A 26064-nucleotide genomic window follows, 5' to 3' on the forward strand; every position below is an offset into this window, starting at 1 on the left:
AGGATATGACGTACCCACATATAGAAATGGGTTGACAATGGATAGACGCTACCCTGGTACACATTTATCAGGAAGTAATCCATTATACACTATTCTTGCTACAGCAAATGAAGTAATTGAATATATTCCTGAACAACAAATTATTGTTTCTAAAGGAGTTTTAGTTCAAAATCCATAGGATTGAGAAACATTTGTAAAACTAAAATCCGTTCGACTATCGAACGGATTTTTTTATATTTTGATTACTAACTTTCTATTTTTATTGTTTTCAACAATTCTGGTAAAACGGTATTCGTAAATTCTTCTTGGGCTTCGATTAACAAAGGTTTATAATCGTGATAACGATTAGAAAAATGACCTAAAATTAATTTCTTTACATTGGCTTGTTTCGCAATCATTCCAGCTTCTTTTGCAGTTGTATGCCCTGTGTAAACCGCTAAATCTTTCAATTCGTGTAAAAATGTTGATTCGTGATATAACAAATCGACATCTTTTATAATTGGAACAATATCTGGTTTATATTTTGTGTCCGAACAAAACGCGTAACTCAAGGACTTTTGAGCATCAAATGTTAAATAATCATTCGGAATTATTTTTCCAGATTCTAACGTAAAATCTTTTCCATTTTTCAAATTTTGATAATCGCAGATTTCAATTTCTGGAAATTCCTCGATCGTATCCATATTCAATTTTCGAGGTTTTGGCTTTTCTCGAAAAAGATAACCATTTGTATAAACTCGGTGATTTAGCGGAATAGAATAAACTTCAACTTTATCATCTTCAAAAACTAAAACAGATTCTTTTGTATGCAATTCGTTGAAAATAATCTCGAATGAGTTATTAGATTCTGTTAAACGTAATTGTGTTGTAATAAATTCCTCAATTCCTTTCGGACCATGGATATGCAAAGGCATATCGCGACCAAGCAATTGAAGTGTAGAAATTAATCCAATCAATCCAAAAACATGATCGCCGTGCAAATGCGATATAAAAATGTGATTTATTCGGTTGAATTTTGCCTTCGCTTTTCGCAATTGTACTTGTGTTCCTTCTCCGCAATCAATCAAAAAATAGCGTTCTGCGATGTTTAATAATTGAGCGGTCGGATGCGTAAAAGCTGTTGGTAATGCTGAATTAAATCCTAATATTGTTAGTTGTAAACTCAATTTACGTTTAGATTAGTTAAAAAATCGTTTAATTTTTCGACAGCTTTTCCTCGGTGGCTAATTGCATTTTTTTCTTCAGGAGACATTTGTGCAAAAGATTTTGAAAAACCATCAGGAATAAAAATCGGATCGTAGCCAAAACCATTGTCACCCATAATTTCAGTTGCAATAGTTCCATTCACTCGTCCTTCGAAAAAATATTCCTTTCCATCCAAAATTAAACAGAAAATAGAAATAAAATACGCTTTTCGATTTGTTTTTCCTTCCAATTCTTTCAACGCTTTTGCAATATTATCTTCGTCTTTTCCTGTGCCAGCATATCGAGCAGAATATACACCAGGTGCTCCATTTAACGCTTCTATCACTAATCCAGAATCATCTGCAAAGATATTTTTCCCAGTTTTATCGAAAATAGTTTTCGCTTTTAATTGCGCATTTTCTTCGAAAGTTGTACCAGTTTCTTCAATTTCATCAAAGAAATTAATATCAGTCAATGATTTCATCGATAGGTAAGAAGGTAACATTTTTGTAACTTCTTTTACTTTATTGTTGTTATGTGTGGCAAAAATTAATTCCATTTATATTGTTTTTTGTTCTGTTTTTTTGATTAATAAATAGACAGATAAAATTCCGATAAGTGTCATTCCTCCAATTAATAAATAATCTCTTTGCGCAAAAACTTCGCCTTCCATATCGCCCTGCATTAGCATTAACGAGTACGAAAGAGTGTTGTTTAGGAAATGTAATAACATAGGTAAAAACAACGATTTTGTGCGATAATAAACTATTCCAAAAATGATTCCTAAAAGTCCAGCGCCTATAAATTGCCAAGGATTCATATGTGCACATCCAAAAATAAATCCATTGATTAAGATTGCAGTTGTAGGATTTACATTGAAATTTAGCATTCCTTTCAAGATTATTCCTCTGAAAATAATTTCTTCGAAAATTGGAGCCAAAATACAAATCATAATAAATCCAGCGATTTTGTAATCTAACATCATTTCAAAAGAAGCTTGAAAGATTTTATAGATTTCTTCTAAAGGTCCAGTTGTTGGAATTAAACTTGTTGCAACCTCGGCTAAAGGCAAAAGAAATAACCAACAAGCTATTGATAATATGAGCTGAATTGGAGTAAAAGAATGTTTGATATCTTTTAAAATTGATGCAAATTTAGTTTGTGTCAACATCAATAAAATAACAATTGCGCAAACCGTTCCTGTTAAAAATCCTAACGGTAAAAGTAAGTGATTAAGCGGTTTGTAAAAAAGTGCTGGAGCAGAAACAAGTCCGCCAGCAAACTGCATTATAATCACTGCAATTGCGCTATACAAAAGAGCTTTTCCAATACCAAAACTTAGTTTATTTTCTTGCTTAGGAACAAATTCTTCAAATGGAGAGGTGTTATTCATGATGATAAGGTTTACCCTGCAATATACTAAATCCTCGGTAAATTTGCTCAGTCAAAAATAGACGAACCATTTGATGCGTAAATGTCATATTGGATAAAGACATTTTTTTATTTCCACGATTGTAAACAGATTCGTCAAAACCATAAGGACCACCAATCACAAAGACAAGATTTTTGACAGATTGATTCATGTAATTCTGAATATCATCTGCAAATTGCTTCGAAGTAGGTTGTTTTCCTTTTTCATCCAAAATAATAACAAAATCTGTATTGATGATTTTATTCAAAATTTGCTCAGCTTCTTTTTGTTTTTGTTGAATTTCGGACAAATTTTTACGATTTTTGATGTCAGGAATTTCAATTCTTTGATAATTAATGTGCGAAGGCAATCGATTTTCATACTTTTGTAATAGCATTTCGATGGCTTTTTCGTCTGTTTTACCGATACAAATGGTCGTAATATTCATTCAAAATTATTTATTGAGACAAAAATATGCGCATTCTACAAGATTTTAAAACATATACAGGAATAAATTATTTTCGAGATTGGTCGAAAACAAAATTGATGAACAAAAATACGGGCATCACGGTATATGATTTCTTGAAAGTTTTTTGGATTCGCGTCATGAAAGGTAATTTTCCGTTGCGTTCGGCGGCAGTTTCGTGGATTTTATTTTTTAGTATGTTTCCATTTTTGCTTTTTTTGTTTAGTATTTTACCGCATTTGGTTTATTACCAAGAAATAAAAAACTTGCTATTTACACAACTTCTTCCTCAACTTTTACCTAAACATGTGAGCAATGAAGTGATTTCGTATATTGATAAAACGACGGCTGTACAAGGAAAACGTAAAGTGAATTATTTCTTGATTTTGATTACAATTTTTATGTCATCCAACGGAATACAAGGGATTATAAATGGATTTAATGTTTCGTATCAAGATGTTTATGTAAAGCGAAAAAACTCAAAATCGAGAATGATTTCGATAATTTTAACCTTGTTTTTTACAGTTTTTATTGTGTTACAAGTGTTTTTATCTTATTCGACATCAATTATTTGGAAATACTTAACCAACGTTTCATTTTTAAGTAAACTTGGACAATTTTCGTATTTAATCAACTATTTTTCGGTATTTATTTTTTATTTTGTTTCGATGTGTATGTTGTATTATTTCGGACCAAATCACAAAAAATCGCGTAGTACAGTTATTCCAGGGGCATTGTTAACTTCTGTTTTGTTCTTGTTAACTGTGATTGGTTTTAATTCGTATTTAAGTTATTTTACAAATATTGATTTGTTTTATGGATCGCTTGGATTAGTGATGATTATGATGATTTTTGTTTACATCAATGTTATTTTGATGTTAGTTGGTTATGAATTGAATATGTCAATTAATTACACCAAAAATTACGAATACGTTAATCATATTGACAATAATCGATTCATTAATTTGGATAAATTTTAAGGTTCATTTAAAAGATGCCCGCAGGTTTTGCAATAAATAGCACCATCTAGGTGGTAATCATCGCCACAATTGCGACATCTTTGCGTGTTTGTAGGAATATCTTCCTTATGTTTAGCCGCTTTATTCATTTCCATAGTTACAATACTTGTGGGAACAGCAATTACACCATAACCTATAATCATTACAACAGAAGCTAAGAATTGTCCTAAACCAGTGACAGGTGAAATATCACCATAACCTACTGTTGTTAAAGTAACAATTGCCCAATAAATACTAATTGGTATACTTGTGAAACCAGATTCGGGATGATCGTGTTCAACCATATACATAATCGAGCCAATTACAACAACAATTAATACTACAAATGATAAGAAAACGATGATTTTATCTTTACTTTCTTTCAGTCCTAACACCAACACATTTTTCCCACGAGTAAATCGAGTAAGGTTAAAAATTCTGAAAATACGTAGTAATCTTAAAATACGAATACTTGCTAGGTACTTACTTGTAGGTAAAACTAAACCAAGATAAAATGGTAAAATAGACAATAAATCAATAACTCCATAAAAACTAAAAATATATCGCCAACGATTTTTAACGCAATAGATTCTTAATAAATATTCTATAGTAAACAAAAAGGTTAAAATCCATTCTAAAGATACTAAAACTGTATGGTGTCTTGCGTTAATTGCCGGAATAGACTCCAACATAACTAAGCCAACACTCAATAAAATTAAAAGTAATAAAGAGATGTCAAAAAGTTTTCCATAAGGTGTATCAGCTTCAAAAACTATATCGAATATTTTTTGTTTTAGCTTCTTTTCTTCATCAGCTCCCATTCTTTTTAGATAAGGAAATCTACCTTTAAACATTAGTTTATATTTTTGGAATGAGCTAAATTAGGAAAAAATTTTAGTATGAATATTCTATTGACTGGTGGAAGTGGATTAATTGGTTCAGAATTAACAAAGATTTTAATTAAAAATGGACATCAAGTTCGTATTTTGACAAGAGAAAAAGAGATTGAACATCCTTTTTATCATTGGGAGAAAGATACAATTGATGAAAAAGTTTTTGAAAATTTGGATGGAATTATTCATTTGGCTGGAAGCTTAATTGCGAAAAGATGGACAAATTCTTACAAAAAAGAAATTTTTTCGAGTAGAGTTGATACAGCGAATTTACTTTTTGAGTATGTCAAAAAATTGAATATTGATTTGAAATTTTTTATCTCCGCGTCTGGAACTGCTTATTATGGACAAATTACTTCGAACAAAATTTTCAAAGAATCTGATGAACCGAATATTGATTTTTTAGGTAAAGTTTGTGTCGCATGGGAAAATGCTGCTTATCAGTTCGAAAAAATAGGTGCAAGAGTGGTTTGTCTTAGAACTTCTTTTGTTTTGTCTAAAAACGGCGAAGGTTTCAAATTATTAAAAAAACCTATTCAACTTGGTGTAGGAGCAAATCTAGGTAACGGAAAACAATGGATGCCTTGGATACATATTACAGATTTGATACAAATGTATGCGGAAGCTGTAGATAATGATAAAATAAAAGGAAGTTATAACGCATCTTCACCGCAATATATAAATCATTCGGAATTCAATCATACGCTAGCGAGAAAAATGAATAAACCTTTTTTTATTCCTAATATTCCTGCTTTTGTTATGAAATTAGCATTAGGTGAGATGAGTAGTTTAGTCCTAAATGGATCTAGAATTGACGCAACTAAAATTCAAGAAACAGGTTTCAAATTTCAATATCCTACTTTAGAAAAAGCGTTAGAAGAATTGATAGAAAAGTAACGAAAATTTTATTTAGATTATTCTTTATGTATTGTTGTGTATTGTACTTTTGCAGGAATTACAAATTGAAATGAAATTAAAAATTACTTTACTCTTTTTATTTATTGCATTATATACAAATGCGCAATCGAAAGATTTAAAATTCGGAAAAATTTCGGAGCAAGAAATTAACTTAACTCAAGTTCCTTTCGAGAAAAATGCAGATGCTGTTATTCTTTCGGAAGAAGGAAAAATGGATTTAACTTCGTCTAATTATTATTTGACTGTAAAACGAAGAATCAAAATACTGACTGATAAAGGACTTGATGAAGCAAATATACAACTGAATTATTACAGCAAGAATAGAAATGAATCTATAAGCGGAATTAAGGGAGGTACAATTAATATTGTAAATGGAGTAGAGCAAATGACTCCGATTGATGAAAAAGAGATTTTTGATGTTTCTTTAAATGAATTGTATGCTGCAAAACGTTTTACTTTTCCAAATGTAAAAGTTGGTTCTATTATCGAATATACTTATATCAAAAGTAGCGAACACAATTTTTCTATTGATGCGTGGAATTTTCAACATGATATACCAACGCTTTCGAGCAAGTTTCGATTAAATAATCAGGCTTATGGTACATATTCGATTATTACAATTGGTGATGGTTTGAATACAAAGTATAAAGGTAAATCTAGTTCAACGGAATGGTTATTACATAATATCCAAAGTTATAATCAATTAAAATACGTTTATAATCCTGAAGATCAAAGTGAACGAATTAAAATTCAGGCAGCTAATTATCATACAGATGGAGCAAAGAAAACTACGATGAGCGCGTAGATAGATTTGATTCAAGATATAAATGCACAATATGATTTGTATCGAAATCCTTCTGCAATCAGAGATGTTGCGCAAAATATTCCGAATGGAAAAGATGAGGTAGAAACTTTGAAAAATGTGATTGAATATATTGATTCAAATGTAAAATGGAATAGATTTTATGGAATTATTCCAACACGTTCGAACAAAACTTTATTGAAAGAAAAGTCTGGTTCTACGGCAGATATGAATCTTTTATTGAATGAAATTTTAACAGCTAAAGGTTTCGAAACTTCGATGGTTATGTTTAGTAGTCGTCATCATGGACAAATTTTGTTTTCTTATCCAATTGTCAATCAATTCAATTCTGTTTTAACAGTTGTGAAATTAAATAATGGTGCTTCAAATATTATCTTAGATGCTTCAAAATTAAATAAAGAACAAATCGAATTTGGACCTTTAGATGTGTTTAATTATCATGGAATTGTCATCAAAAAAGGTGAAGCTTCGTTTGTAAAGTTGAATCAAAAATTGTCTTATTACGAATCATCATTAAAGTATGATTTTATGAGTAATGGAAATTTAATTCTTTATCGTAAAGACAAATTCAATGATTATTTTTATGATGATGCTGCAGACGAAGAAAATGTTTTGAATAGATATTTGACTGAATCTTTAGATGTGCGTTTAGACGAAGAAATTAATGATAAAACGGTTTTTGATACTGATTCTTACGTTAAAAATTATAAAGCAAAAGCTGTAATTCCGAATGCTCCATTTTATACATTTATAAATCCTTTGCGCGAATTTCTAAAACAATATACTTTTGAAGATAAAAATCGTCAGCGCAAAATAGAATTTAATTATCCTTATTTGTTTAATATTCAGGTGAAATCTAAAATTCCAGATGGTTACGAAGTGATAATTGATGAAAAATACAAAGCACATCACAAAACTGAGCTTGGTTTAGAGTATTATCAGGAAGCAAAAGTGAAAGATGGACAATTGATACTAGCAATTCAATTTTTATTGCCAGAAGGTGTTTATGAAGCGGATAAATACAATGAATTGAAACAATTTTTTGAGAAAATAAAAACAGAATCTCTGAAAGAAGTTTTAATGAAAAAGAAATAAATAAAATCCCGCACTGNNCAGTGCGGGATTTTATTTATTATTCAATCACCATCAAATTACAACCTCGCACATCCGAATGATCGAAACGTCCTAAGATTTCAAATTGATTGTGAGTTATTTTTTTACCTAAATCATCAGTTGCAATAAAACTAATCGAATTGTAATTTGCCAAATCAATCACATTCACGCCACCTGTTTTTCCCTCTTCAACATATTGGAAAGGATCTTCGGTTTCTCTGATCAAAATTCGCATCCAATTTGGCGATTTAAACGTCAAATCTCCTCGAGAATAACCTTGCGAAAGCAATTCCGTCATTCCATATTCCGAATGAATTTCATTTGTTCCGAAACCATTTTTCAAAATTGAATGCAATTCTTCGCGCGTAATTTCTTTCTTGCGACCTTTCATTCCGCCAGTTTCCATCACAATTGTGTGCTGCAAATTCATTTTATAATTTTCGACAAAATCTAATAAAGCAAATGAAACACCAATCAAAATTGCTTTCTTGCCCGTTTTTTCGTGCGCAATAAGATTTTCGTACAATTCATCGTGATTATACAAATAGAAACCACTTTTATCGCTACCAGATTTCTCAATCCAATACTCCACCATATCAATCAAAGACGAACCTGTACGCTCCAAATACGAAGGCAAAAGCGCGAAAATAGTATAATCGGGAAGTGGACCATAAAATTGTTCGAAACATTTTTCTAAACTGTAATGATACAATGCCAAATCCGTTACCAAATGTTTACTTGTCGCCATTCCAGTTGTTCCCGAACTTGTAAAAACCTTTTCCACTTCACGATTTCCCGAAATCAATTTAAATTTCTTAAAAAACTGAATCGGTAAAAAAGGAATTTCGTTGGTGTGTTTTACAGTAGAATAATCAACGTTCAAGAAATTTAAGAAGTTTTTGTACACCTCATTTTCTTGCGCTTGATAACGGAAAACTTCCAATGCAACGTTTTGGAAATCTTCTTCGGATTGAATAGAAAAAATTTGCTTTGAATCAAACATTTTGCAAAATTACAAAATAGAGTAGAAGTGAGCGAAGTAATTATATTATTTTATAAATAAAACCGTCAATTCGAGTGAAATTCGTTTAGAATTTTGTGTCGAGAATAAGGTTTTAGAAGATAAAATTCATCTTAATTCTCGATACAATTTTTAGAAATATATTTCTAAAAATCACTCGAATTGACGAATTTTAATTCAAGACAAGTTATTATTTAAAATATTCATCAAAATGATGTTTGAATAAAGTTGACATCGTTTCAGATTCTAAACCATATAAAGTAATTTCAAATTCAAATACGTCATCAGAAATTTCAATTCCAGAAATAGAACTTCCCCAACTTTTTAATTCTTCTTTAAAATCATTATAATAAATTCTAAGATTTGGAATAATCGCTGTGTCTATCAATCTTTCTTTTTCAGAATCATAATTTATATGGATGTTATTTGCTAAACAATAATTTTTGAATAATAAATAAGGAGATTCAATATCTATAAAATTTATTTTGCCATAAACAACTCCCATCGGAACATCTGCAAATTCAAATTCTGTAGTTCCAATAATTTGTTCTTCAAGCTTTATTGTAAATGTAGTAGCCATGCAATAAATTTCTTTAAACTTACAAAAATCTACTGATTTTTTAGCTTAACAATTGTTGCATTGGCTTTGTAAAGATGATCGCCAAGAATTTCGTAATTCTGAATTAGATCTTTGTAGAAAAGCGCACTTGTAGTCAAAAGTTTCTCTTTTTCGATCGTCTTCATTAAATTTGCTTCGGCTTCTTTGTAAATTGTATTAATCGTTTTTTCGATAAACTCCGCTTGTTTGATAGAAACTTCTTCTTGTGTTTCGTTCAAATTTTGATTTAGAATACGCGTTGTTTGATCCAAATTATTTTGAAATTCGACCAAATACGTTCTCATTTTTGGTGTAAAATAACTATTTGTCATTCTACGACGACGATGAATAGAAGAAATCTTAATCGCAATATCGCCCACACTTTCCAGATGATGACAAAGTGTAATTAGTTGATGAATCGCAATTGTATTTTCGTTTGGTAAATCTAAATCAGCAATTTCATTCAAAAATTCATTGACTTCTCTCTCCAATTGATCACCTTCTTTTTCCAGTTCCAAAATTCGTTCACGAAAAACCAAAATCTTTTCTTCATCACTTTCAGTAATCATTCGCCCAAGCGTATAAATCGTTTGTTTCGTTGTAGAAGCGAGTTTCAGAAGTTTTTTGTTGGCTTCATTTTTATATAGGTCAGAATTTGTTCCGAATGGAATTGCATAAAATTCTAATTTATTGTCTGCTGATTTTACAGAGAAATATTTTTTCTGACAATAGAAAGCTATTTTATTGATAAAAGGCGTAAACAAAATGACCCCGACGAAATTACTAATAGTATCAAAAGTAATCAGTTGAACAGCGATATTTGATGAAATTGTTGTTCCAATAAATTTTAAAACAAAATTTGCAATCAACATAAAAATCAACGCAATTACAATATTGAAAAATGTATGAAATGCTGCGACAACTTTCGTGTATTTATCTCCAATTGCGGCAACTAAATGCGCTGTCAAAGTTGTTCCTATATTTGCTCCCAAAACAATCATTGCAGCTAATTCGATAGGTAAACCTTTGCTCGCTAATAAAATTGCAATCGTAATTGATGCTGATGAAAAGTGGACTAAAACCGTTAGTAATATTCCAAATAGAATAAATAACAAATTAGTCAAAAAACCATAATGCGATAATTGCTGAAAGAATTCTTGTAACTTCTGATGACTTTCGATAGAAGGTAAAAAAGTTTTCAGGAAATAAAGCGAAAGAAAAAGTAAGGAAAGCGAAAATAAAATTCCACCTACTTTTCTTTGGTTACGTTTTTTCGATAAATAAAATGGAAAAGCCACCAGTATAAGAGGCAATGCAATTTGTACCAAATCGAATTTCATTCCGAAATAGACCAACCACAATGTAAGCGTAGTTCCGATATTTGCGCCTAATATTAAGCCAAATGCTTTTCGCAAATTAATCAATCCAGCATTTACAAATCCCAATATAAACACACTCGCAGCCGAGGAAGATTGTATAGCTGTTGTAAAAAAAGTACCTGTAACAATTGTCGATAAATTGTTTTTGGTTAATTTGTTTAGAGTGCGTTTAAAATTCGATCCAGATAACGCTTGTAAATTTTCGCTTAATAGTTTTATCGCAAAAATGAACAAAGCAATTGCTCCGAAAAGTTGCAAAATTTGTATGATAAGATGCATTAATGATTAATTGACTACAAAAATAGGGACTCTAATGTAAATAGAATATTATCTTTTTTACTTTTATTGAAAAAAAGTTTAATCTTTTTTTGAATTCTAAAATTCTGATTTTCAAAATTGAAGTAAATTTTTAGAAAAAACTTCTACTTTTTTTTGAAAAAACATTTGCGAGATTCGAAAAACTGCCCTAATATTGCACCACGAAAAAGGAACAATACTTCTTTCGAGAAATGAATATCCTGTTTTCAATTTGAAATATACAAATAATAATATTTTTGCCGATGTAGCTCAGCTGGCTAGAGCAGCTGATTTGTAATCAGCAGGTCGTGGGTTCGAGTCCCTCTATCGGCTCAGCAAAAATATAGGTCGGGGAGATACTCAAGCGGCCAACGAGGACGGACTGTAAATCCGTTGGGTAACCTTCGCAGGTTCGAATCCTGCTCTCCCCACTAAAAAGCCGATGTAGCTCAGCTGGCTAGAGCAGCTGATTTGTAATCAGCAGGTCGTGGGTTCGAGTCCCTCTATCGGCTCCAAAAAAGTTTATATTTTACTTTTAAAACAAAAATAAAAAATCGCCGATGTAGCTCAGCTGGCTAGAGCAGCTGATTTGTAATCAGCAGGTCGTGGGTTCGAGTCCCTCTATCGGCTCTTCTTTTTTGAAGAATACTTTATTATTAGGCGGGGAGATACTCAAGCGGCCAACGAGGACGGACTGTAAATCCGTTGGGTAACCTTCGCAGGTTCGAATCCTGCTCTCCCCACAATCCATTTTAAATATTTGGAAAAGCAAATCATCAAATCTTTTGATGATTTTTTTATTAATGTGAGCATCAAAAAAAAAGCCCTTTTTAAAGGACTTTTTACTTGATGATGTTCTTAATAATTTCTATTGAATATACATTCGAAATCTTTTCTATAAAACTATTAAAATCTAATGTAGAATGATCGTCGGCATCATCTGATATTGTTCTTATGATGATAAAAGGAATATCAAATTCGTAACAAACTTGTGCTACTGCAGCGCCTTCCATTTCGACACAAAGTATTTCGGGTAAGTTTTGTTGTAATTTTTCTTTCTGAGAATTTGTCGAGAAAAATAAATCTCCAGATCCAATTAAACCAACATGTAGTTGAGGCTGATGAATATTAAATTTATCCAAATCTTTTTCAGAAATCACATTATGCAAATGTTGCTCTTCTAAAATTTCTAAAATAGCTGTTGTCGCAACTTCTAATTGAGAAGAATCAGCCTCAAAATAAGCTTTTCCTAACATTGGGATTTCGTAAGCAGGAAAAAGAGGTTGAGCATTCATATCATGTTGAATCAAACTTTGCCCTAGAACAATATCTCCAATTTTTACATCAGCATGAATTCCACCTGCAACACCTGTAAAAATCAATTCAGAAACGTTAAATTCAAGGATTAAGGTTGTAACCGTAGCAGAGGCAGCAACTTTACCAACACGAGAATAAACGACCACAACTTTTTGATTGTTTAATTTTCCAGTAAAATAACTTCTTCGACCAATTTTATGTTCTTGCTTGTTTGTTAATAAATTGACTACACCGTTTATTTCTTGCGGTATAGCGCCTATTATTCCTATTATTCTTTCGCTCATCTTTCCAATTTGAAAGCGAAGTTACCAATTTATTTTCTGTATTTGTAAACCGAACAATAAATCTCATAAATTAAGATAAATGGCAAACAAATGATAATCAAACATGTATTTAGAAGATTTTTTATCATCTTACAAAAGTAGAGTTTTTTCAGAATATGTTAAAAATCAATTGTGAATTAGTCTTGGCTTGTTGTATTTTTGTAGCATAAAAGTTTGAAATGAAAAAATTATCTATAGCGATTATATGCTGTGCATCAGTAATGCTGATGAATTGTACGAATAAAACAGAAGAAAAACCAGTTGAACAACCTGCTAAATCTGCTGTTACAGTGGAAGAACCAACGGAAATTGTAGAGGGTGTAATTAGAAAATCTGGAGTTGAGTGGACGGCTTATAAAACAACAGAAAAAGTGGCTGTTTCAGGACGTTTTGATGTTGTTTTGGTGAAAGACGCAAAAGAAGATGGAAAAACGCCTCAAGAAGTTTTAGAAGGTGCAAATATTATAGCGACAGTTGCTACATTAAATTCTGATCAAATTGATCGTGATCAAAAATTGAAAGATATTTTGTTTGGAAATATGATTAATACAAGCGAAATCAAAGGTCAATTACATTTCAGAGATGGTAAAACTTTCTTGAATTTAACGTTGAATAATGCTTCTAAAGAATACGAAGTAAAATCAACGTTTGAGAACAATGTTTTTTCAATTGAAACAGATGTTGATTTGATGGATTTTAACACAGGAAAAGCAATAGAAGCTCTTAATCAAGCTTGTTTAGAATTACACAAAGGTGCAGATGGCGTTTCTAAAACATGGAGCGAAGTACACATCAAAGGTCAAGTAGAATTTAGCGATAGTTTCGGTAAATAATTCAAAAAATAAATAATTAATTTTAAGGCTACAATTTTTTGTAGTCTTAATTTTTATAAATAAATCAGTAAAAAATGAATTGGGTAATTTTACTAATTGCAGGATTGTGCGAAGTCGGTTTCGCATCATGTCTTGGAAAAGCAAAAGAAGCAACCGGAAATGACACGTATTTATGGTATGGTGGTTTTTTATTTTTCTTAACGGTGAGCATGGTTTTGTTGGTAAAAGCAACGCAAACATTACCAATCGGAACGGCTTATGCAGTTTGGACAGGAATTGGAGCAGTCGGAACAGTTTTAGTAGGAATTTTTATTTTTAAAGAACCAGCAAGTTTTTGGCGCGTTTTCTTCTTAACGACTTTAATTTGCTCTATTATTGGGTTAAAATTTGTGTCAAATTAACTGAAATTAAAGTGTTGATTTATGGAGAATTTTAATGTTTTTGATCAAGAGGAATTTATTCAGCAAACTGTTGAAAATAAACGTTTGAAAAAAGATTTGATTAAGACGATTTTTATTCAGCATGGTTATTTAATTATTTCTCAAAATGACCAAGAAATTAAACTAAAACAACACGATGTTTTCTTCCCAGAACCTAATAAATCTTACCAAATAATTTCAAAATCATCTGATTTAGAATTGTTGAGTTTAGTTTTAACCAAAAAGATTTTAGATACATCGATTATCGATTTGAGTGGTTATGAATACAACCAATTTTTTGGTGAAGGTAGAATCAATAATTATCATTTCAATGAAATAGAATTTTCTGCTTTAATCGAACTTTTATTGCAATTGAAGTTGCGTTTGCAAGAGAAATTGACCAAATTCGTACGCTATTTACAGTTCAATTTATTTTATGCGATTGTTTACACAACGTTTAGCGAACTTTCGAAACAACAAACAATTATTGTAAGAAAAGGAACGCGAAAAGATGATATTGTAAAGCGTTTTTTGAATGATTTAAATAAGAGTTATACAGAAAACAGAGATGCAAAATATTATGCAGATAAATTGAATATTACAGTACGATATTTAACTGAATGTTGCAAATCAATAACAGGTAGAACGACAAAAGAATTAATCAGTTCTGTTGTGATTCGTGAATCGAAAGTATTGTTGAGTGAAACAACTAAAACAATCTCTGAAATTTCGAATGAGTTAAACTTTTCTGACCAATATTCATTCGGAAATTTTTTCAAAAAACATCTAAAAATTAGTCCAACTCAATTTAGAAAAAGTTTACAATAACTTCCGTTTTGGACATCTTTAGGCTACTTTTCAAACTTTTTTTTATCTCGATTTTTATCATCTTTGTTACTATCAAAAGGGTCACTATAATTTTATAGTAAAACAGAGGTGTTTTTTGATGGCGAAAGCTAACAAAAGTGAGTAGAGTATTACTAAAAGTTTATATCACCTCTGTTTTTTCTAAAATAATGTTTTTAAAATTAATAGTTCCGAAAAAGTTTAAAATAGTTCTAAGTTTACTGATATTTGAAAAGAAGTAATCCAAAAACCTAAAATGATTATTTTGACCATTTGACAAAAAACAAAAAGAGAACCTAAAAAATTAAGTTCTCTTTTTCTATATTTTATAGATATTTAAGTGGAAAATCACCTTTTATTGAAAGGTGATTTTTTTATGCTTTAAATAATTCATTCAAGTTTACTCCACCGAAGTTTCCTGAACTCATCATCAAAAATACTTTATCTTTTTTATCTAAACTTTCGATATAATCTTGCAATTGTTCACCATTTGTAAATACCAAAATAGAATCATCTCCAAAGGCTTTTTTGATATCTTCTGGAGAAATCATTTCCATACGTTTTATTTCTAATGCTTCTGGGCTATACATTACAATTTTGATATCAGTTTTGTCTAAAGCACCTTTGTATTGCACCAAAAACTCAGGATTCAAAGACGAATAGGTGTGGATTTCTAAACATCCTACAACTGTTTTATCTGTATATTGTTCTTTTACTGCATTCGTAACTGAAGTTACTTTACTTGGCGCATGGGCAAAATCTTTATACGCAACAAAATCAGAAGTACGATTAATTAATTCCAAACGTTTAGATGCTCCTTTGAATGATTGAATTGCTTCGTTGAAATCATCATCCATTACACCTAATTGTTTACAAATTGCACGAGCACCTTCTAAATTCATCAAGTTATGATTACCAAAGACTTCTAACGGAATTGGTCCATCTTCTGTTTCGATAAAAGTGATTCCATTTTCGATAAAATGTTCTGGTAAATGATAAGGGAATTTCTTGATTGCTTTCTCCGTTTCTTCTACCACTTTAACAACTTCTTCGTCTGTTTCGTTGTAAATTAAAGCACCTCCATTCACGATAGATTCTACGAATTTTGAGAATTGAGAAGTGTAATCTGCAAACGTTGGAAAAACATTGATATGATCCCAAGCAATACCTGAAATCAACGCAATATTTGGTTGATACAACAAGAATTTTGAACGACGATCTAAGGCAGATGATAAATATTCATCACCTTCCATAATCATAAATTCGTTGTCTTCTGTCAATTTTACCATCACATCAAAACCATCCAATTGCGCACCAACCATATAATCAACATCGATATTATGATAATGCAAAACGTGAAGAATCATTGATGTAATTGTCGTTTTTCCATGCGAACCACCAATTACAACACGCGTTTTATCTTTTGATTGTTCGTACAAATATTCTGGATATGAATAGATTTTTAAACCTAATTCTTGAGCACGTAACATTTCAGGATTATCAGCGTGAGCATGCATTCCCAAAATCACAGCATCTAAATCTGTTGTAATTTTTTCTGGAAACCAACCCATTTCTTCTGGTAAAATTCTACGTTGGTCCAAACGTGTTTTCGAAGGTTCGAAAATTGCGTCGTCAGAACCTGTTACTTGATATCCTTTTTCGTGCAAAGCAATCGCCAAATTGTGCATTGCACTTCCACCAATTGCAATAAAATGAACTTTTTTCATTTTGTATGTTGTATTCTTTTAGTCTTTTTTATTTTCTTCGTCGTAGCCCATTTCTTCGAAATCATCAAACTCTTCGTCGTCTTCATTCAAATAATCATCCAATGATTTTTCACTATTTTCAGCAAGAATTTCGTCCATTGGTCGAACTTTATTAAATTCTGGTGCTTGCTCAATTGCATTCATAATTTTTTTCATGATTGCATCACTCGAATCATTTTCATAATCGATTTCCAAAGGCTCTTTGAATGTCATTGTCGCATTAATTCCACGTTTTTTAATACGCAAACCTTTTTTATCAAAAGCTCTACGAAAACCATCAATTACAACTGGAATTACAATTGGTTTATTTTTCTTGATTAAATGTGCAGTTCCACGACGACCAGGTGCAAACGCAGTTGTAGTCCCTTGCGGAAATGTTACTACCCAACCACTTTGCAACGCAATATCAATATTGTTAATTTCGCTTAAATCTACTTTTCTATTTACATTTTCTCCTTTTGCACGCCACGTTCTTTTTACGGTAACCGCTCCTGTGTAGGCGAATAATTTCGTCAAAAGATTATCTTTCATTGTTTCTTCAGCGGCAACGTAATAAAAGTCAATCTTAGGATTAAGTAAATAAATTGGATTTTTGATGGTATCAATAAAACCATTTTTTACACTACAAAATACATGATACATCGCGAAAACATCAGCAAAATAAGTTTGATGATTCGAAACGAATAATACATTTTGAGCTGGCAAATGAACCAAGTTTTTTGTACCGCTAACTTTTAATTTATTAAAACCATTGTAACGGTTATAGGTAAATGATCCTAATAAGAAAATTAACGTCCTTTTTAGGAAATATAGATGTCCAAATGAATCGCGAAATGCGTTCTTTTTCTTTGCTTTTTGAGACACGAGTTCTTAATTGTTTAAGTTACAAATTTAATACGATTTTTAGATAATCTTTAAATTCTTCTAAAATCATTGCCGTTGCACCCCAAAGAAATTCATCGTCACCAATGTTATAACCAGGAATTTCGACAACTTGACCAGAAAATTCTCTCTCAAAAACTTCGTAATCAGCATTCAAAAAAGCTTCCAGATTTAATGGAACAACGTATTGTACTTCACGCTCATCTGGGTTGAAATGTGGTTCTCCATGATAAATTCCGATGTAAGGATAAACCAAGAAATTACTTGGCGGAATATACATTTCGCTCAATTGTCTTACAATCTCAATATTTTCGTACTCTACACCAAGTTCTTCCACAGTTTCGCGAATAGCAGTTTCGTCAAAACTAATATCTTGTTCTTCAAATTGTCCACCTGGCAAAGAAAACTGATGCGAATGCGCTCCTTCGTAAGAAACACGCATGGTTACTGGGAATTCAACTTCTCCATCTTCGTTTTGATACAATAAAATCATCACAGACGCACTTCTAGGATTGGTTCGTTTTACATATTCTAAATCAAATTTTTGACGATATGGAGGTGAAAGCTTTTGGTGTGATTCCCAACTCGGCAATTCTTCAACACTTTCAGCTAATAAATATTTTAATTCTTCTAAATCTAAATACAAAATGGATTGATTTTTAGGGTAATAAAAAAGAGTGAAATTTTTCCTCACTCTTTTTCAAAGATAATTATTTTCGTCGAAGAAAATTCAACCTTTTCGGTAAGGTTTATTAATTATTTAACTTTTAAGATTTAGCTTAAATATTTTCCATCGTTTGAATGAAAAACAGAATATTTTGAAATTTAACATTATAAGTTTTAACTTCGTTAGGTCTAAAAATTATAAAAATGTTTAATAAAAAACTTTTTTACGGAATGATGGTTGGATCGTCAATCCTAACCACTTCTTGTAGCGAAAAGTCAACAAATAGTATGTGGAACGATAAAAATCCTTTTTTTGAAGTGAGCACTTTGCCTTATCAAACTGCTGATTTTTCGAAAATTAAAAACGAAGATTTCAAACCTGCTTTGTTGCAAGGAATGACTGAACAATTAGTCGAAATCAATAAAATTGCGAATAATTCTGAAGCACCAACTTTCGAAAATACATTAGTTGAGATGGAGAAATCTGGTCAATTATTAACACGAGTTAATCATGTTTTTGGATTATTGACAGGAGCAAATACAAACGAAACGTTGCAAGCAGTAGAGGAGGAGATGTCGCCTAAATTTGCTGCTCATAGCGATGCAATTTATTTGAATGATAAATTATTTCAACGCGTTAAAAAGTTACATGATAGTAAACAAACGTTGAATTTAGATAAAGAATCTTCTCGTTTGTTAGATGTTTATTATCAACGTTTCGAATTGGCTGGAGCTAATTTATCATCAACTCAAAAAGATGAATTGAAAAAATTGAATGGTGAAATCGCTTCATTGGAAACTAAATTCTCTAATCAATTATTAAAAGGAACAAAATCTGGTGGTGTAACTTTTACGAAAGAAGAATTAGCAGGTTTGAGTGATGCTGATTTAGAGGCTTTCAAACAAGCTGATGGTACATATTTAATCAGTTTATTGAATACAACGCAACAACCTGAATTACAAAATATGACCAATGCAGCTTCAAGAAAAAAATTATTTGATGCAGCTTGGAGTAGAACAGAGAAAAAAGATGAAAATGATACACGTTCTACAATTTTAACTTTGGTTAAAAAACGTGCGGAGAAAGCTAAATTATTAGGTTTTGCAAATTATGCAGAATGGAATTTGCAAGATCAAATGGCACAAAATCCAACAGCAGCGAAAGGAATTTTGAATCAAATGATTCCAGCAGCAACTGCAATGGCGCAAAAAGATGAGAAAGAATTTGAAGTGTTAGCGAAGAAAGAAAATCCAGCAAATACATTAACATCTGCGGATTGGAACTATTATGCAGAGAAAGTTCGTAAAGAGAAATATGATATCGACGAAAATGAAATGAAACCTTATTTCGTTTTAGATTCAGTTGTAGAGAATGGAATTTTCTTTATGGCGAAAGAATTATACGGAATTTCATTCAAAAAACGTACAGATATACCAACTTGGCACGAAGATGTAAAAGTGTACGAATTGTTTAACGAAGATGGTTCGCAATTGGGATTATTTTATACAGATTATTTCAAAAGAGATTCTAAACAAGGGGGAGCTTGGATGAGTAATATTGTGGAGCAATCTCATTTATTTGGCACAAAACCTGTTATTTATAATGTCGGAAATTACACAAAACCTGCAAATGGTCAACCTGCTTTGATTTCGTATGATGATGTGGTAACAACTTTCCACGAATTTGGACATGCATTGCACGGTTTCTTTGCGAATCAAAAATATCCAACTTTATCTGGAACAAATGTTTCAAGAGATTTTGTAGAGTTTCCATCTCAATTTCACGAGCATTATGTAACGGAGCCATCTATCCTAAAAAATTATGCAAAGCATTATCAAACAGGAGCTGCGATTCCTGATGTGTTGGTAGAAAAAATGAAAAAAGCATCTAACTTTAACAAAGGTTATACGTTAACAGAATTACTTTCTGCTGCGGCTTTAGATTTATCTTGGCACACTGTTTCTGTCGATAAAACAATCACAAGCGTAGACGATTTTGAGAAACAAGCCTTAATTGATAATAAAACAAATTTACCACAAGTTCCGCCTCGTTACCGTTCTTCTTATTTTAGCCATATTTTTGGTGGAGGATATGCAGCGGGATATTTTGCATATATCTGGGCAGAAATGTTAGACCATGATGCCTACGAATGGACAATAGAAAATGGAGGAATGTCACGTAAAAATGGTCAAATTTTGAGAGATAAAGTATTTTCTCAAGGGAATTCGGATGATTTGAATGTGATTTACAAAAATTTTAGAGGTAAAAATCCTTCAATTGAACCAATGTTGAAATACCACGGATTGAAATAATTATTCTAAAATATTAACAACTTAAAAATCCAAGACATAGTTCTTGGATTTTTTTCGTTTTATGAATAAATTTGCAACTATTAAAACAAGTATAAATGGGAAGAGCATTTGAATTTAGAAAAGGACGTAAATTAAAACGTTGGGCAGCAATGTCTAAAGCGTTTACTAAAATTGGGAAGGATATCGTAATGGCAGTAAAAGCAGGAGGACCTGATCCGCATTCAAATTCTCATCTTCGCGCGGTAATTCAGAATGCGAAGGCTGTAAATATGCCTAAAGATAATATCGAACGCGCAATCAAAAAAGCATCTGATAAAAATACAGAAAACTATAAGGAAGTTATTTTTGAAGGTTATGGACCTCACGGAATTGCCGTTTTAGTTGAAACTTCTACAAATAACAACAATCGTACAGTAGCTAACGTTCGTTCTTATTTCAGTAAATGTAATGGACAATTAGGAACGCAAGGTTCTGTTGAATTTATGTTTGATCATATCTGTAATTTCAAGATTCAAAAACCTGAAAATCTAGATTTAGAGGAATTAGAATTTGAAATGATTGACTTTGGAGTAGAGGAGATTTTTGAGGATGAAGATGGAATTGTATTAATTGCACCTTTTGAGAATTACGGAACAATCTTCAAATCTTTGGAAGAAAGTGGATATGAAATTATTTCATCAGAATTTGAAAGAATTCCACAAACAACAAAAGAATTAACAGAAGAACAAAAAGCTGACATCGAAAAATTGTTAGAGAAATTTGATGAAGATGAGGACGTAAATAACGTTTATCATACGATGAAAGAAGACGAAGAAGAGGAAGAATAATCTTTTTTGAAAAGAATAATATGAAAACCGTTTAATTTATTTTAAACGGTTTTTTTTATCTTTAACTATAATTGAATTTTTGAGAATGATAAAAATTTTTACTTTACTTGGTTTGATATTGCAATTTCTTGCATTTTGGATGGCTGCGCCAGAAATTCTTGGAGCTGATTGGTTAAGTAAAACCGAAGAAATGATTCGGAAAGCAATTAATCAGTTGCCACAATTAATATTAGCTGTATTAGGAATGGCGATGGGAGTGATGTTTTATCATTCGATGAGTTCTTTTTTTGTATTTGTCGTTGTTATAATGATTATAATTTTATTATTGATTTTCTATAAAAAAGTAGAAAAGCTTTTGGACGAAAAAATCTCGAAACCATTGGTCAATAAATTAATCTTGAATGAAACTTTTCGTTTTACTTTATTGAAGTTTGCCGCTTTGTTTTTTACGCTTGGTTTTCTTATTCAGATAGCTTTGGTCGTTATTGTATAATTTTTTTTAAAATATTTATTTGATACTGAATAAACTATGTTTTTGTATTAAAAAAACTTTAAATTAAGGTTTGCAAATTCGAAAAAGCGTTCTATATTTGCACTCGCAATACCGCAGTAGACTGCGTTATTGGAGAGTTGGCAGAGTGGTCGAATGCGGCAGTCTTGAAAACTGTTGAGGGTCACACCTCCGGGGGTTCGAATCCCTCACTCTCCGCTGAAAGCTTGAACATTTGTTCAAGCTTTTTTTTGTTTTATAAAATTTTAATCAAAATAAAAGGCCAGATTAATCTGACCTTATAATAGAAGTATTTATTTTTCTAAATCTTTATATACTTTTCGAATAATTCCGTCCGAAAGTCCAATTTTCGGAACATGAATTTTCTTTGCATGCGACCATTTTAGTACATTACTATAAATTTCTAATGCATAAACCACTACATCAGCACGGTCGGGTTTCATATTGAAATTCTGCATACGTTCTTCAGCAGTCATCGTTTGTAAAATTTGATAATGTTTTTTGACATAAACACTACTCAAAGGCATTCCCAGTTTTACGCCTGAATATTTGTATACATGGTTAATATTTCCACCAGAACCAATTAATTCGACTTCATCATCACCAATGTTTTCGTGAATCCATTGTTTCATTTCGTTAAAAGTATTTGGTGAAACTTTATTTTCCAACAAACGTACAGTTCCTACTTCAAAAGATTTTGACGTAAAAACCTTATTATCTTTTAATAATGTTAATTCGGTACTACCACCACCAACATCTACATACAAATAGATTTTTTCGTCTTGTATAAAATCACCTAATTCTGTATTAAAAAGTAATTCAGCTTCGGTTTTTCCATCTATAATCTCGATGTTAATTCCAGATTTTTTAATCACCTTTTTTACAACATCTTTTCCATTTTTGGCTTCGCGCATGGCAGAAGTTGCATAAGCTTTATAGATTTCAATATCATAAACCTTCATCATCAATGCATAAGACAACATAGCATCGCAGATACGATCTATATTTGTTTCGGAAATTTGTCCATCAATAAAAACATCGTGTCCCAAACGAATAGGCATTCTCACAATACTGGTTTTATTAAAAATTGGCGCACGACCTTCTTCTTCGTAAACATAATTAATCAACAATCGCATGGCGTTAGATCCAATATCTATTGCTCCTAATTTTCTAATCTTCATTTTCTTGTTCGTTTAATTTTTTAAAATATTCGTAGGTCGTAAACTGAGAGCGGTTTGGTTTTTTATTGTTTCGTTTGTATTCTAAAGAAGATTCAGCCGTTATTTGGCGACCTTTTACGTTATCTTCAAAACTCAAATTAAACGTATCCATAACTATTTTTTTGAATTTATGATCGTAAATCGGACACGCTACTTCCACACGATTATCCAAATTACGTTCCATCATATCTGCAGAGGAAATATAAACTTTGTCATCGCCTGCATTTTTAAACCAATACACACGCGGATGTTCCAAAAATTTATCAATAACGCTGACACATTCAATATTTTCGGAAAGATTTTTAACTCCAGGAATCAAACAATTAATTCCACGCACAACCAAACGGACTTTTACTCCTTTTTGAGAAGCTTTATACAATAAATCAATGATTTGTTTATCGCTTAAACTGTTTAATTTCATGTTGATCTCCGCAGGTAAACCAGCTTGATGATTTTTGATTTCTCGTTTAATCATCTTGACAATTTTTTTACGTGTTCCATAAGGTGAAACCAATAAATGATTGTACGTTAAGTTCAAATAATTAGCTCCGAAAAATTTAAAAATCTGTTCAACATCCTTTGTTATTCCCGGATTGGTTGTGAAATACGTATAATCTGTATAAATTTTTGCTGTTCCTGCATGAAAATTTCCTGTGCTAATAAACACATATTTCTGCGCCAACATTCCTTCTGGTTTACGTTCGATATAACCAATTTTCGAATGTACTTTCAACCCCGGAACCCCAAAAATAACATTCACACCAGCTTCTTGCAATTTTTTCGACCACATCGCATTATTCGATTCATCAAATCGCGCACGAAGTTCCAAAACAGCTGTTACTTCTTTTCCATTCATCGCTGCGTTTATCAACGAATGCATCACTTGCGAATCCTTTGCAACACGATAAATTGTAATTTTTATTTTGGTTACTTTAGGATCAATTGCAGCTTCTCGAAGAAATTTTAACAACAAAGAATAATCGTGATAAGGCGCCATCATCATTTCCTCATTTTCCGTAAAAGCCTGAAAATAACTGTTATATTCAAAAGGTTTTTTCTGAATAATTGGTTTTATTTTTTCGTACGTTAAATTTGGAATGTCAAAGCTTGGAAAGCTCATCAAATCTCGTTTGTTGTGATATTTTCCTCCCGGATTGATACTATCATATTCATCTAATCGTAATTTTTTCAAGAAAAATTTCAACGTATCTGGTGCAATTTCAGCATCATAAACTAATCGGACAGGAACACCTTTTTTACGATTTTCTAAACTATTGATGACTTTTTCTAATAAACTATGTTCTAAATCGTTATCAAAATCAAGTTCGCTATCTCGTGTAATTTTGATGGAATGTGCTTCAATTGTTTCGAAATCAAACATTTTGAAAATATCTTTCAAATGAAAACGAATAATGTCTTCCAAATACATGACATACGTATTTTGATCATACTTTGGAAGCACAATAAAACGCGAAAATAAATGCGTTGGAACAATCAAAAGTGCATATTGAACTTTGTCTTTTAATTGCATTTTCACCGCTAAATAGAACGATCCATCGCGTAAAGGCGGTGCTTTTTTAATATCATCTAAAATAAAAACTCCAACCGTATGAATAAATTCGTTGTAAAAATATTCGGAAATAAATTCTAAATAATTCTCAGGAATCGATGTATCATCTATCACAAAAATATTGTGATTCTCTAATTCTTTGAATAATTGATTATGCAAATCATCGTACTGGACTCGCTGCTGACGCACAATTTCATTGATTTCATCGATCAATTCTTCGTCCGTTTGATCTGGTACAATATTTTGATAAACAATTTCTACATCTTTGAACTGTATCGAGCGCAAAATTGTAGAATATCGAACCGAATAAAATTCATCTAAATTGTTCGAATAAATTCCTAAAAAACGAATTCGTTCTAACAACGGAACTGTTTCGTCAGAAGCCTCTTGCAACACGCGCGCATTGAAAGAAAGCCAACTGATTTCGCGGTTTATATATTTTTTCATTTAATTTCTTTAGGTAAAATTATTTTTATAGTTTTTCCTTTTTGAATCGATTTCCAATTATCAGAATCAAACTGTATCCAGACAAATCCAGAAGTCGAAAGATTGTAAATCATTTCATTTCCTAACTGATTGGTAATATCTGTAAACGCAGGATTATGTCCAAAAATAAGAACATTTTGCAATTCATTATCCAAATTTCTAATCCATTTGTCTAATAAATAATGCGAAAAAGTATACAAATCATCTTCGATATGAATGGTTTGATTAGGAAATAAAATAGGTTTGACAAGTAGAGAAGTTTCTTTTGCTCGAACTGCTTTGCTCGAAAATATTTGATCAAATTTCAATTCAAAATTTTGATGAATATAATTTGCTACTTTCTTCGTTTTGAATTCACCAATCTCTGTGATAGAACGAAATTGATCTGAAACATTTTCGTTCCATTTACTTTTTGCATGACGCATTAAAAACAAATTTTTCATAACGCAACGAGTTTAAAAAGAAAAAGTAGTTAAATCTAATCATTATCTAATGAAAAGACTTAACTACTGTTGTATTTTTTTTAGGATTATTTTCTAAAGATTACCTTCGTAATTCTTAAAATCATTTTTTACCCAATCTGGCAATTCCATCGATTTTTTCTCTTCCATATCGTACATTACTTGTGTACTTTTTCCGATACAATGAATAACATCTTCACCATTTTCGCTTTTACTTGTGACAATATATTCAAAATCGAAACTCTTATTTCCTAATTTTGTAACTCGTACACCAATACGAGGTTCTATCGCATTTGGACGTAATTCTTTTTGGTAACTCGCTTCCATATGTGCAATGACAAACATGTGTCGCGTCCATTGCCATTTTTTGCTCGAAGCCATCATATAATAGGCTCTACCGATCTGGAAATACTCGAAATAAAATACATTATTTACATGACCAATTGGATCAAAATCGCTCCAACGTGGTTCTAAAGGTTTAAAGAATTTAAAGTTTTCTATACTCATTTTTAATTGGTTTTT

General features: G+C 31.4%; 26 protein-coding genes and 6 tRNA genes. 16 read left to right on the forward strand and 16 right to left on the reverse strand.

From position 1 onward, the window contains the following. Window positions 1–245: 245 nt before the first annotated feature. The 4 genes from B3792_RS02855 to rlmH are packed head-to-tail and all read right to left on the reverse strand — an operon-like array spanning window position 246 to window position 3044. Window positions 246–1166, reverse strand: coding sequence for a ribonuclease Z (locus B3792_RS02855; RefSeq protein WP_219034751.1), 921 nt, complete (start codon window positions 1164–1166; stop codon window positions 246–248). Continuing rightward, window positions 1163–1744, reverse strand: coding sequence for an RdgB/HAM1 family non-canonical purine NTP pyrophosphatase (gene rdgB, locus B3792_RS02860; RefSeq protein ID WP_219034752.1), 582 nt, complete (start codon window positions 1742–1744; stop codon window positions 1163–1165). Before rdgB ends, B3792_RS02855 begins: the two co-directional genes overlap by 4 nt. After that, window positions 1745–2578, reverse strand: coding sequence for a CPBP family intramembrane glutamic endopeptidase (locus B3792_RS02865; protein ID WP_219034753.1), 834 nt, complete (start codon window positions 2576–2578; stop codon window positions 1745–1747). It lies immediately after the preceding gene. Next, window positions 2571–3044: a 23S rRNA (pseudouridine(1915)-N(3))-methyltransferase RlmH gene (gene rlmH, locus B3792_RS02870; protein WP_115001348.1), complete on the reverse strand. Its 474-nt coding sequence runs from the start codon at window positions 3042–3044 to the stop codon at window positions 2571–2573. The genes B3792_RS02865 and rlmH overlap by 8 nt, the downstream gene beginning before the upstream one ends. A 26-nt stretch (window positions 3045–3070) precedes the next feature. Here rlmH and B3792_RS02875 point away from each other — a divergent pair, with 26 nt between their 5' ends. Further along, window positions 3071–4042, forward strand: coding sequence for a YihY/virulence factor BrkB family protein (locus tag B3792_RS02875; protein ID WP_219034754.1), 972 nt, complete (start codon window positions 3071–3073; stop codon window positions 4040–4042). Here the strand turns inward: B3792_RS02875 and B3792_RS02880 are convergent. Continuing rightward, the gene (locus B3792_RS02880) at window positions 4039–4914 is read right to left on the reverse strand and encodes an ion transporter (RefSeq protein WP_286495960.1); all 876 of its coding nucleotides are present in this window, start codon (window positions 4912–4914) and stop codon (window positions 4039–4041) included. The genes B3792_RS02875 and B3792_RS02880 overlap by 4 nt on opposite strands. 45 nt (window positions 4915–4959) lie before the next feature. Between B3792_RS02880 and B3792_RS02885 the strand changes: the two genes are divergently transcribed. The 3 genes from B3792_RS02885 to B3792_RS02895 all read left to right on the forward strand — a co-directional run bounded on the left by B3792_RS02885 (window position 4960) and on the right by B3792_RS02895 (window position 7789). Then, window positions 4960–5850 carry a TIGR01777 family oxidoreductase gene (locus B3792_RS02885; RefSeq protein ID WP_221856027.1) on the forward strand — a complete coding sequence of 297 codons (891 nt, stop codon included), beginning with the start codon at window positions 4960–4962 and terminating at the stop codon, window positions 5848–5850. Window positions 5851–5920: 70 nt separating this feature from the next. After that, entirely contained in the window at window positions 5921–6676 is a 756-nt protein-coding gene (locus B3792_RS02890; protein ID WP_125348827.1) for a DUF3857 domain-containing protein, read from the forward strand. A 6-nt stretch (window positions 6677–6682) separates the two neighbouring features. Next, window positions 6683–7789 (forward strand): hypothetical protein, encoded by a 1107-nt coding sequence (locus tag B3792_RS02895; protein WP_219034758.1) that lies wholly within the window; start codon window positions 6683–6685, stop codon window positions 7787–7789. Window positions 7790–7826: 37 nt separating this feature from the next. Here B3792_RS02895 and B3792_RS02900 read toward each other — a convergent pair whose 3' ends face one another. The 3 genes from B3792_RS02900 to B3792_RS02910 form a co-directional block, all read right to left on the reverse strand. Next, the gene (locus tag B3792_RS02900; protein WP_286495957.1) at window positions 7827–8810 is read right to left on the reverse strand and encodes an acyl transferase; all 984 of its coding nucleotides are present in this window, start codon (window positions 8808–8810) and stop codon (window positions 7827–7829) included. Window positions 8811–9018: 208 nt separating this feature from the next. Next, window positions 9019–9408, reverse strand: a complete 390-nt coding sequence (locus B3792_RS02905) for a hypothetical protein (protein ID WP_115001331.1) — start codon at window positions 9406–9408, stop codon at window positions 9019–9021. Between the two features lie 29 nt (window positions 9409–9437). Further along, on the reverse strand, window positions 9438–11084 hold the full coding sequence (locus B3792_RS02910; protein ID WP_291068844.1) for a Na/Pi cotransporter family protein: 1647 nt from the start codon (window positions 11082–11084) through the stop codon (window positions 9438–9440). A gap of 277 nt (window positions 11085–11361) precedes the next feature. Here B3792_RS02910 and B3792_RS02915 point away from each other — a divergent pair. The 5 genes from B3792_RS02915 to B3792_RS02935 all read left to right on the forward strand — a co-directional run bounded on the left by B3792_RS02915 (window position 11362) and on the right by B3792_RS02935 (window position 11845). Further along, window positions 11362–11435, forward strand: a tRNA-Thr gene (locus B3792_RS02915). 17 nt (window positions 11436–11452) lie between these two features. Continuing rightward, window positions 11453–11533 (forward strand) — tRNA-Tyr (locus B3792_RS02920). 7 nt (window positions 11534–11540) lie between these two features. Next, a tRNA-Thr gene (locus B3792_RS02925) sits at window positions 11541–11617 on the forward strand. Window positions 11618–11658: 41 nt separating this feature from the next. Then, a tRNA-Thr gene (locus tag B3792_RS02930) sits at window positions 11659–11732 on the forward strand. Window positions 11733–11764: 32 nt separating this feature from the next. Continuing rightward, window positions 11765–11845, forward strand: a tRNA-Tyr gene (locus tag B3792_RS02935). A 99-nt stretch (window positions 11846–11944) separates the two neighbouring features. On the opposite strand, the gene B3792_RS02940 is transcribed toward B3792_RS02935, so the two are convergent. Continuing rightward, the gene (locus tag B3792_RS02940; RefSeq protein ID WP_219034761.1) at window positions 11945–12703 is read right to left on the reverse strand and encodes a 5'-methylthioadenosine/adenosylhomocysteine nucleosidase; all 759 of its coding nucleotides are present in this window, start codon (window positions 12701–12703) and stop codon (window positions 11945–11947) included. Window positions 12704–12921: 218 nt separating this feature from the next. Here B3792_RS02940 and B3792_RS02945 point away from each other — a divergent pair, with 218 nt between their 5' ends. From B3792_RS02945 to B3792_RS02955, 3 genes are all read left to right on the forward strand, one after another. After that, entirely contained in the window at window positions 12922–13575 is a 654-nt protein-coding gene (locus tag B3792_RS02945; protein WP_219034762.1) for a hypothetical protein, read from the forward strand. Between the two features lie 74 nt (window positions 13576–13649). Beyond that, window positions 13650–13976, forward strand: coding sequence for a DMT family transporter (locus B3792_RS02950; RefSeq protein ID WP_038334569.1), 327 nt, complete (start codon window positions 13650–13652; stop codon window positions 13974–13976). Between the two features lie 21 nt (window positions 13977–13997). Next, window positions 13998–14822 carry a helix-turn-helix domain-containing protein gene (locus B3792_RS02955; RefSeq protein ID WP_291046460.1) on the forward strand — a complete coding sequence of 275 codons (825 nt, stop codon included), beginning with the start codon at window positions 13998–14000 and terminating at the stop codon, window positions 14820–14822. A 392-nt stretch (window positions 14823–15214) separates the two neighbouring features. On the opposite strand, the gene B3792_RS02960 is transcribed toward B3792_RS02955, so the two are convergent. The 3 genes from B3792_RS02960 to B3792_RS02970 are packed head-to-tail and all read right to left on the reverse strand — an operon-like array spanning window position 15215 to window position 18134. Further along, window positions 15215–16567: a UDP-N-acetylmuramate--L-alanine ligase gene (locus tag B3792_RS02960; protein ID WP_115001321.1), complete on the reverse strand. Its 1353-nt coding sequence runs from the start codon at window positions 16565–16567 to the stop codon at window positions 15215–15217. An 18-nt stretch (window positions 16568–16585) separates the two neighbouring features. Next, window positions 16586–17470 carry a lysophospholipid acyltransferase family protein gene (locus tag B3792_RS02965; protein ID WP_038334575.1) on the reverse strand — a complete coding sequence of 295 codons (885 nt, stop codon included), beginning with the start codon at window positions 17468–17470 and terminating at the stop codon, window positions 16586–16588. Between the two features lie 19 nt (window positions 17471–17489). Further along, complete coding sequence (locus B3792_RS02970; protein ID WP_221856057.1) at window positions 17490–18134, reverse strand: NUDIX hydrolase; 645 nt, start codon at window positions 18132–18134, stop codon at window positions 17490–17492. Between the two features lie 224 nt (window positions 18135–18358). Here B3792_RS02970 and B3792_RS02975 point away from each other — a divergent pair, with 224 nt between their 5' ends. From B3792_RS02975 to B3792_RS02990, 4 genes are all read left to right on the forward strand, one after another. Continuing rightward, window positions 18359–20467 (forward strand): M3 family metallopeptidase, encoded by a 2109-nt coding sequence (locus B3792_RS02975; RefSeq protein ID WP_291068846.1) that lies wholly within the window; start codon window positions 18359–18361, stop codon window positions 20465–20467. 95 nt (window positions 20468–20562) lie between these two features. Beyond that, the gene (locus B3792_RS02980) at window positions 20563–21294 is read left to right on the forward strand and encodes a YebC/PmpR family DNA-binding transcriptional regulator (protein ID WP_219034768.1); all 732 of its coding nucleotides are present in this window, start codon (window positions 20563–20565) and stop codon (window positions 21292–21294) included. Window positions 21295–21379: 85 nt separating this feature from the next. Next, window positions 21380–21787, forward strand: a complete 408-nt coding sequence (locus B3792_RS02985; protein WP_219034769.1) for a hypothetical protein — start codon at window positions 21380–21382, stop codon at window positions 21785–21787. A gap of 131 nt (window positions 21788–21918) precedes the next feature. Then, window positions 21919–22003, forward strand: a tRNA-Ser gene (locus B3792_RS02990). Window positions 22004–22098: 95 nt separating this feature from the next. Here the strand turns inward: B3792_RS02990 and B3792_RS02995 are convergent. The 4 genes from B3792_RS02995 to B3792_RS03010 form a co-directional block, all read right to left on the reverse strand. Beyond that, window positions 22099–22986, reverse strand: coding sequence for a Ppx/GppA phosphatase family protein (locus tag B3792_RS02995; protein ID WP_219034770.1), 888 nt, complete (start codon window positions 22984–22986; stop codon window positions 22099–22101). Beyond that, a complete protein-coding gene (gene ppk1 / locus B3792_RS03000) occupies window positions 22976–25042 on the reverse strand; it encodes a polyphosphate kinase 1 (protein ID WP_219034771.1) in 2067 nt (688 codons plus the stop codon). The genes B3792_RS02995 and ppk1 overlap by 11 nt, the downstream gene beginning before the upstream one ends. Further along, the gene (locus B3792_RS03005) at window positions 25039–25524 is read right to left on the reverse strand and encodes a SixA phosphatase family protein (RefSeq protein WP_038336593.1); all 486 of its coding nucleotides are present in this window, start codon (window positions 25522–25524) and stop codon (window positions 25039–25041) included. Before B3792_RS03005 ends, ppk1 begins: the two co-directional genes overlap by 4 nt. Window positions 25525–25617: 93 nt before the next feature. Further along, on the reverse strand, window positions 25618–26049 hold the full coding sequence (locus tag B3792_RS03010; RefSeq protein ID WP_052217929.1) for an acyl-CoA thioesterase: 432 nt from the start codon (window positions 26047–26049) through the stop codon (window positions 25618–25620). Window positions 26050–26064: the final 15 nt, after the last annotated feature.

Source organism: Empedobacter sp. UBA5924, assembly GCF_002431085.1.
GTDB classification, from domain to species: Bacteria; Bacteroidota; Bacteroidia; order Flavobacteriales; family Weeksellaceae; genus Empedobacter; species Empedobacter falsenii_B.

What these genes read in the sequence shown, in the direction of transcription:
- rdgB (WP_219034752.1), bottom strand. Translation starts at nt 1,744, where the DNA reads ATGGAATTAATTTTTGCCACACATAACAACAATAAAGTAAAAGAAGTT.
- B3792_RS02865 (WP_219034753.1), bottom strand. Translation starts at nt 2,578, where the DNA reads ATGAATAACACCTCTCCATTTGAAGAATTTGTTCCTAAGCAAGAAAAT.
- rlmH (WP_115001348.1), bottom strand. Translation starts at nt 3,044, where the DNA reads ATGAATATTACGACCATTTGTATCGGTAAAACAGACGAAAAAGCCATC.
- B3792_RS02875 (WP_219034754.1), top strand. Translation starts at nt 3,071, where the DNA reads ATGCGCATTCTACAAGATTTTAAAACATATACAGGAATAAATTATTTT.
- B3792_RS02880 (WP_286495960.1), bottom strand. Translation starts at nt 4,914, where the DNA reads ATGTTTAAAGGTAGATTTCCTTATCTAAAAAGAATGGGAGCTGATGAA.
- B3792_RS02885 (WP_221856027.1), top strand. Translation starts at nt 4,960, where the DNA reads ATGAATATTCTATTGACTGGTGGAAGTGGATTAATTGGTTCAGAATTA.
- B3792_RS02890 (WP_125348827.1), top strand. Translation starts at nt 5,921, where the DNA reads ATGAAATTAAAAATTACTTTACTCTTTTTATTTATTGCATTATATACA.
- B3792_RS02900 (WP_286495957.1), bottom strand. Translation starts at nt 8,810, where the DNA reads ATGTTTGATTCAAAGCAAATTTTTTCTATTCAATCCGAAGAAGATTTC.
- B3792_RS02905 (WP_115001331.1), bottom strand. Translation starts at nt 9,408, where the DNA reads ATGGCTACTACATTTACAATAAAGCTTGAAGAACAAATTATTGGAACT.
- B3792_RS02910 (WP_291068844.1), bottom strand. Translation starts at nt 11,084, where the DNA reads ATGCATCTTATCATACAAATTTTGCAACTTTTCGGAGCAATTGCTTTG.
- B3792_RS02940 (WP_219034761.1), bottom strand. Translation starts at nt 12,703, where the DNA reads ATGAGCGAAAGAATAATAGGAATAATAGGCGCTATACCGCAAGAAATA.
- B3792_RS02945 (WP_219034762.1), top strand. Translation starts at nt 12,922, where the DNA reads ATGAAAAAATTATCTATAGCGATTATATGCTGTGCATCAGTAATGCTG.
- B3792_RS02950 (WP_038334569.1), top strand. Translation starts at nt 13,650, where the DNA reads ATGAATTGGGTAATTTTACTAATTGCAGGATTGTGCGAAGTCGGTTTC.
- B3792_RS02955 (WP_291046460.1), top strand. Translation starts at nt 13,998, where the DNA reads ATGGAGAATTTTAATGTTTTTGATCAAGAGGAATTTATTCAGCAAACT.
- B3792_RS02960 (WP_115001321.1), bottom strand. Translation starts at nt 16,567, where the DNA reads ATGAAAAAAGTTCATTTTATTGCAATTGGTGGAAGTGCAATGCACAAT.
- B3792_RS02975 (WP_291068846.1), top strand. Translation starts at nt 18,359, where the DNA reads ATGTTTAATAAAAAACTTTTTTACGGAATGATGGTTGGATCGTCAATC.
- B3792_RS02980 (WP_219034768.1), top strand. Translation starts at nt 20,563, where the DNA reads ATGGGAAGAGCATTTGAATTTAGAAAAGGACGTAAATTAAAACGTTGG.
- B3792_RS02985 (WP_219034769.1), top strand. Translation starts at nt 21,380, where the DNA reads ATGATAAAAATTTTTACTTTACTTGGTTTGATATTGCAATTTCTTGCA.
- B3792_RS02995 (WP_219034770.1), bottom strand. Translation starts at nt 22,986, where the DNA reads ATGAAGATTAGAAAATTAGGAGCAATAGATATTGGATCTAACGCCATG.
- ppk1 (WP_219034771.1), bottom strand. Translation starts at nt 25,042, where the DNA reads ATGAAAAAATATATAAACCGCGAAATCAGTTGGCTTTCTTTCAATGCG.
- B3792_RS03005 (WP_038336593.1), bottom strand. Translation starts at nt 25,524, where the DNA reads ATGAAAAATTTGTTTTTAATGCGTCATGCAAAAAGTAAATGGAACGAA.
- B3792_RS03010 (WP_052217929.1), bottom strand. Translation starts at nt 26,049, where the DNA reads ATGAGTATAGAAAACTTTAAATTCTTTAAACCTTTAGAACCACGTTGG.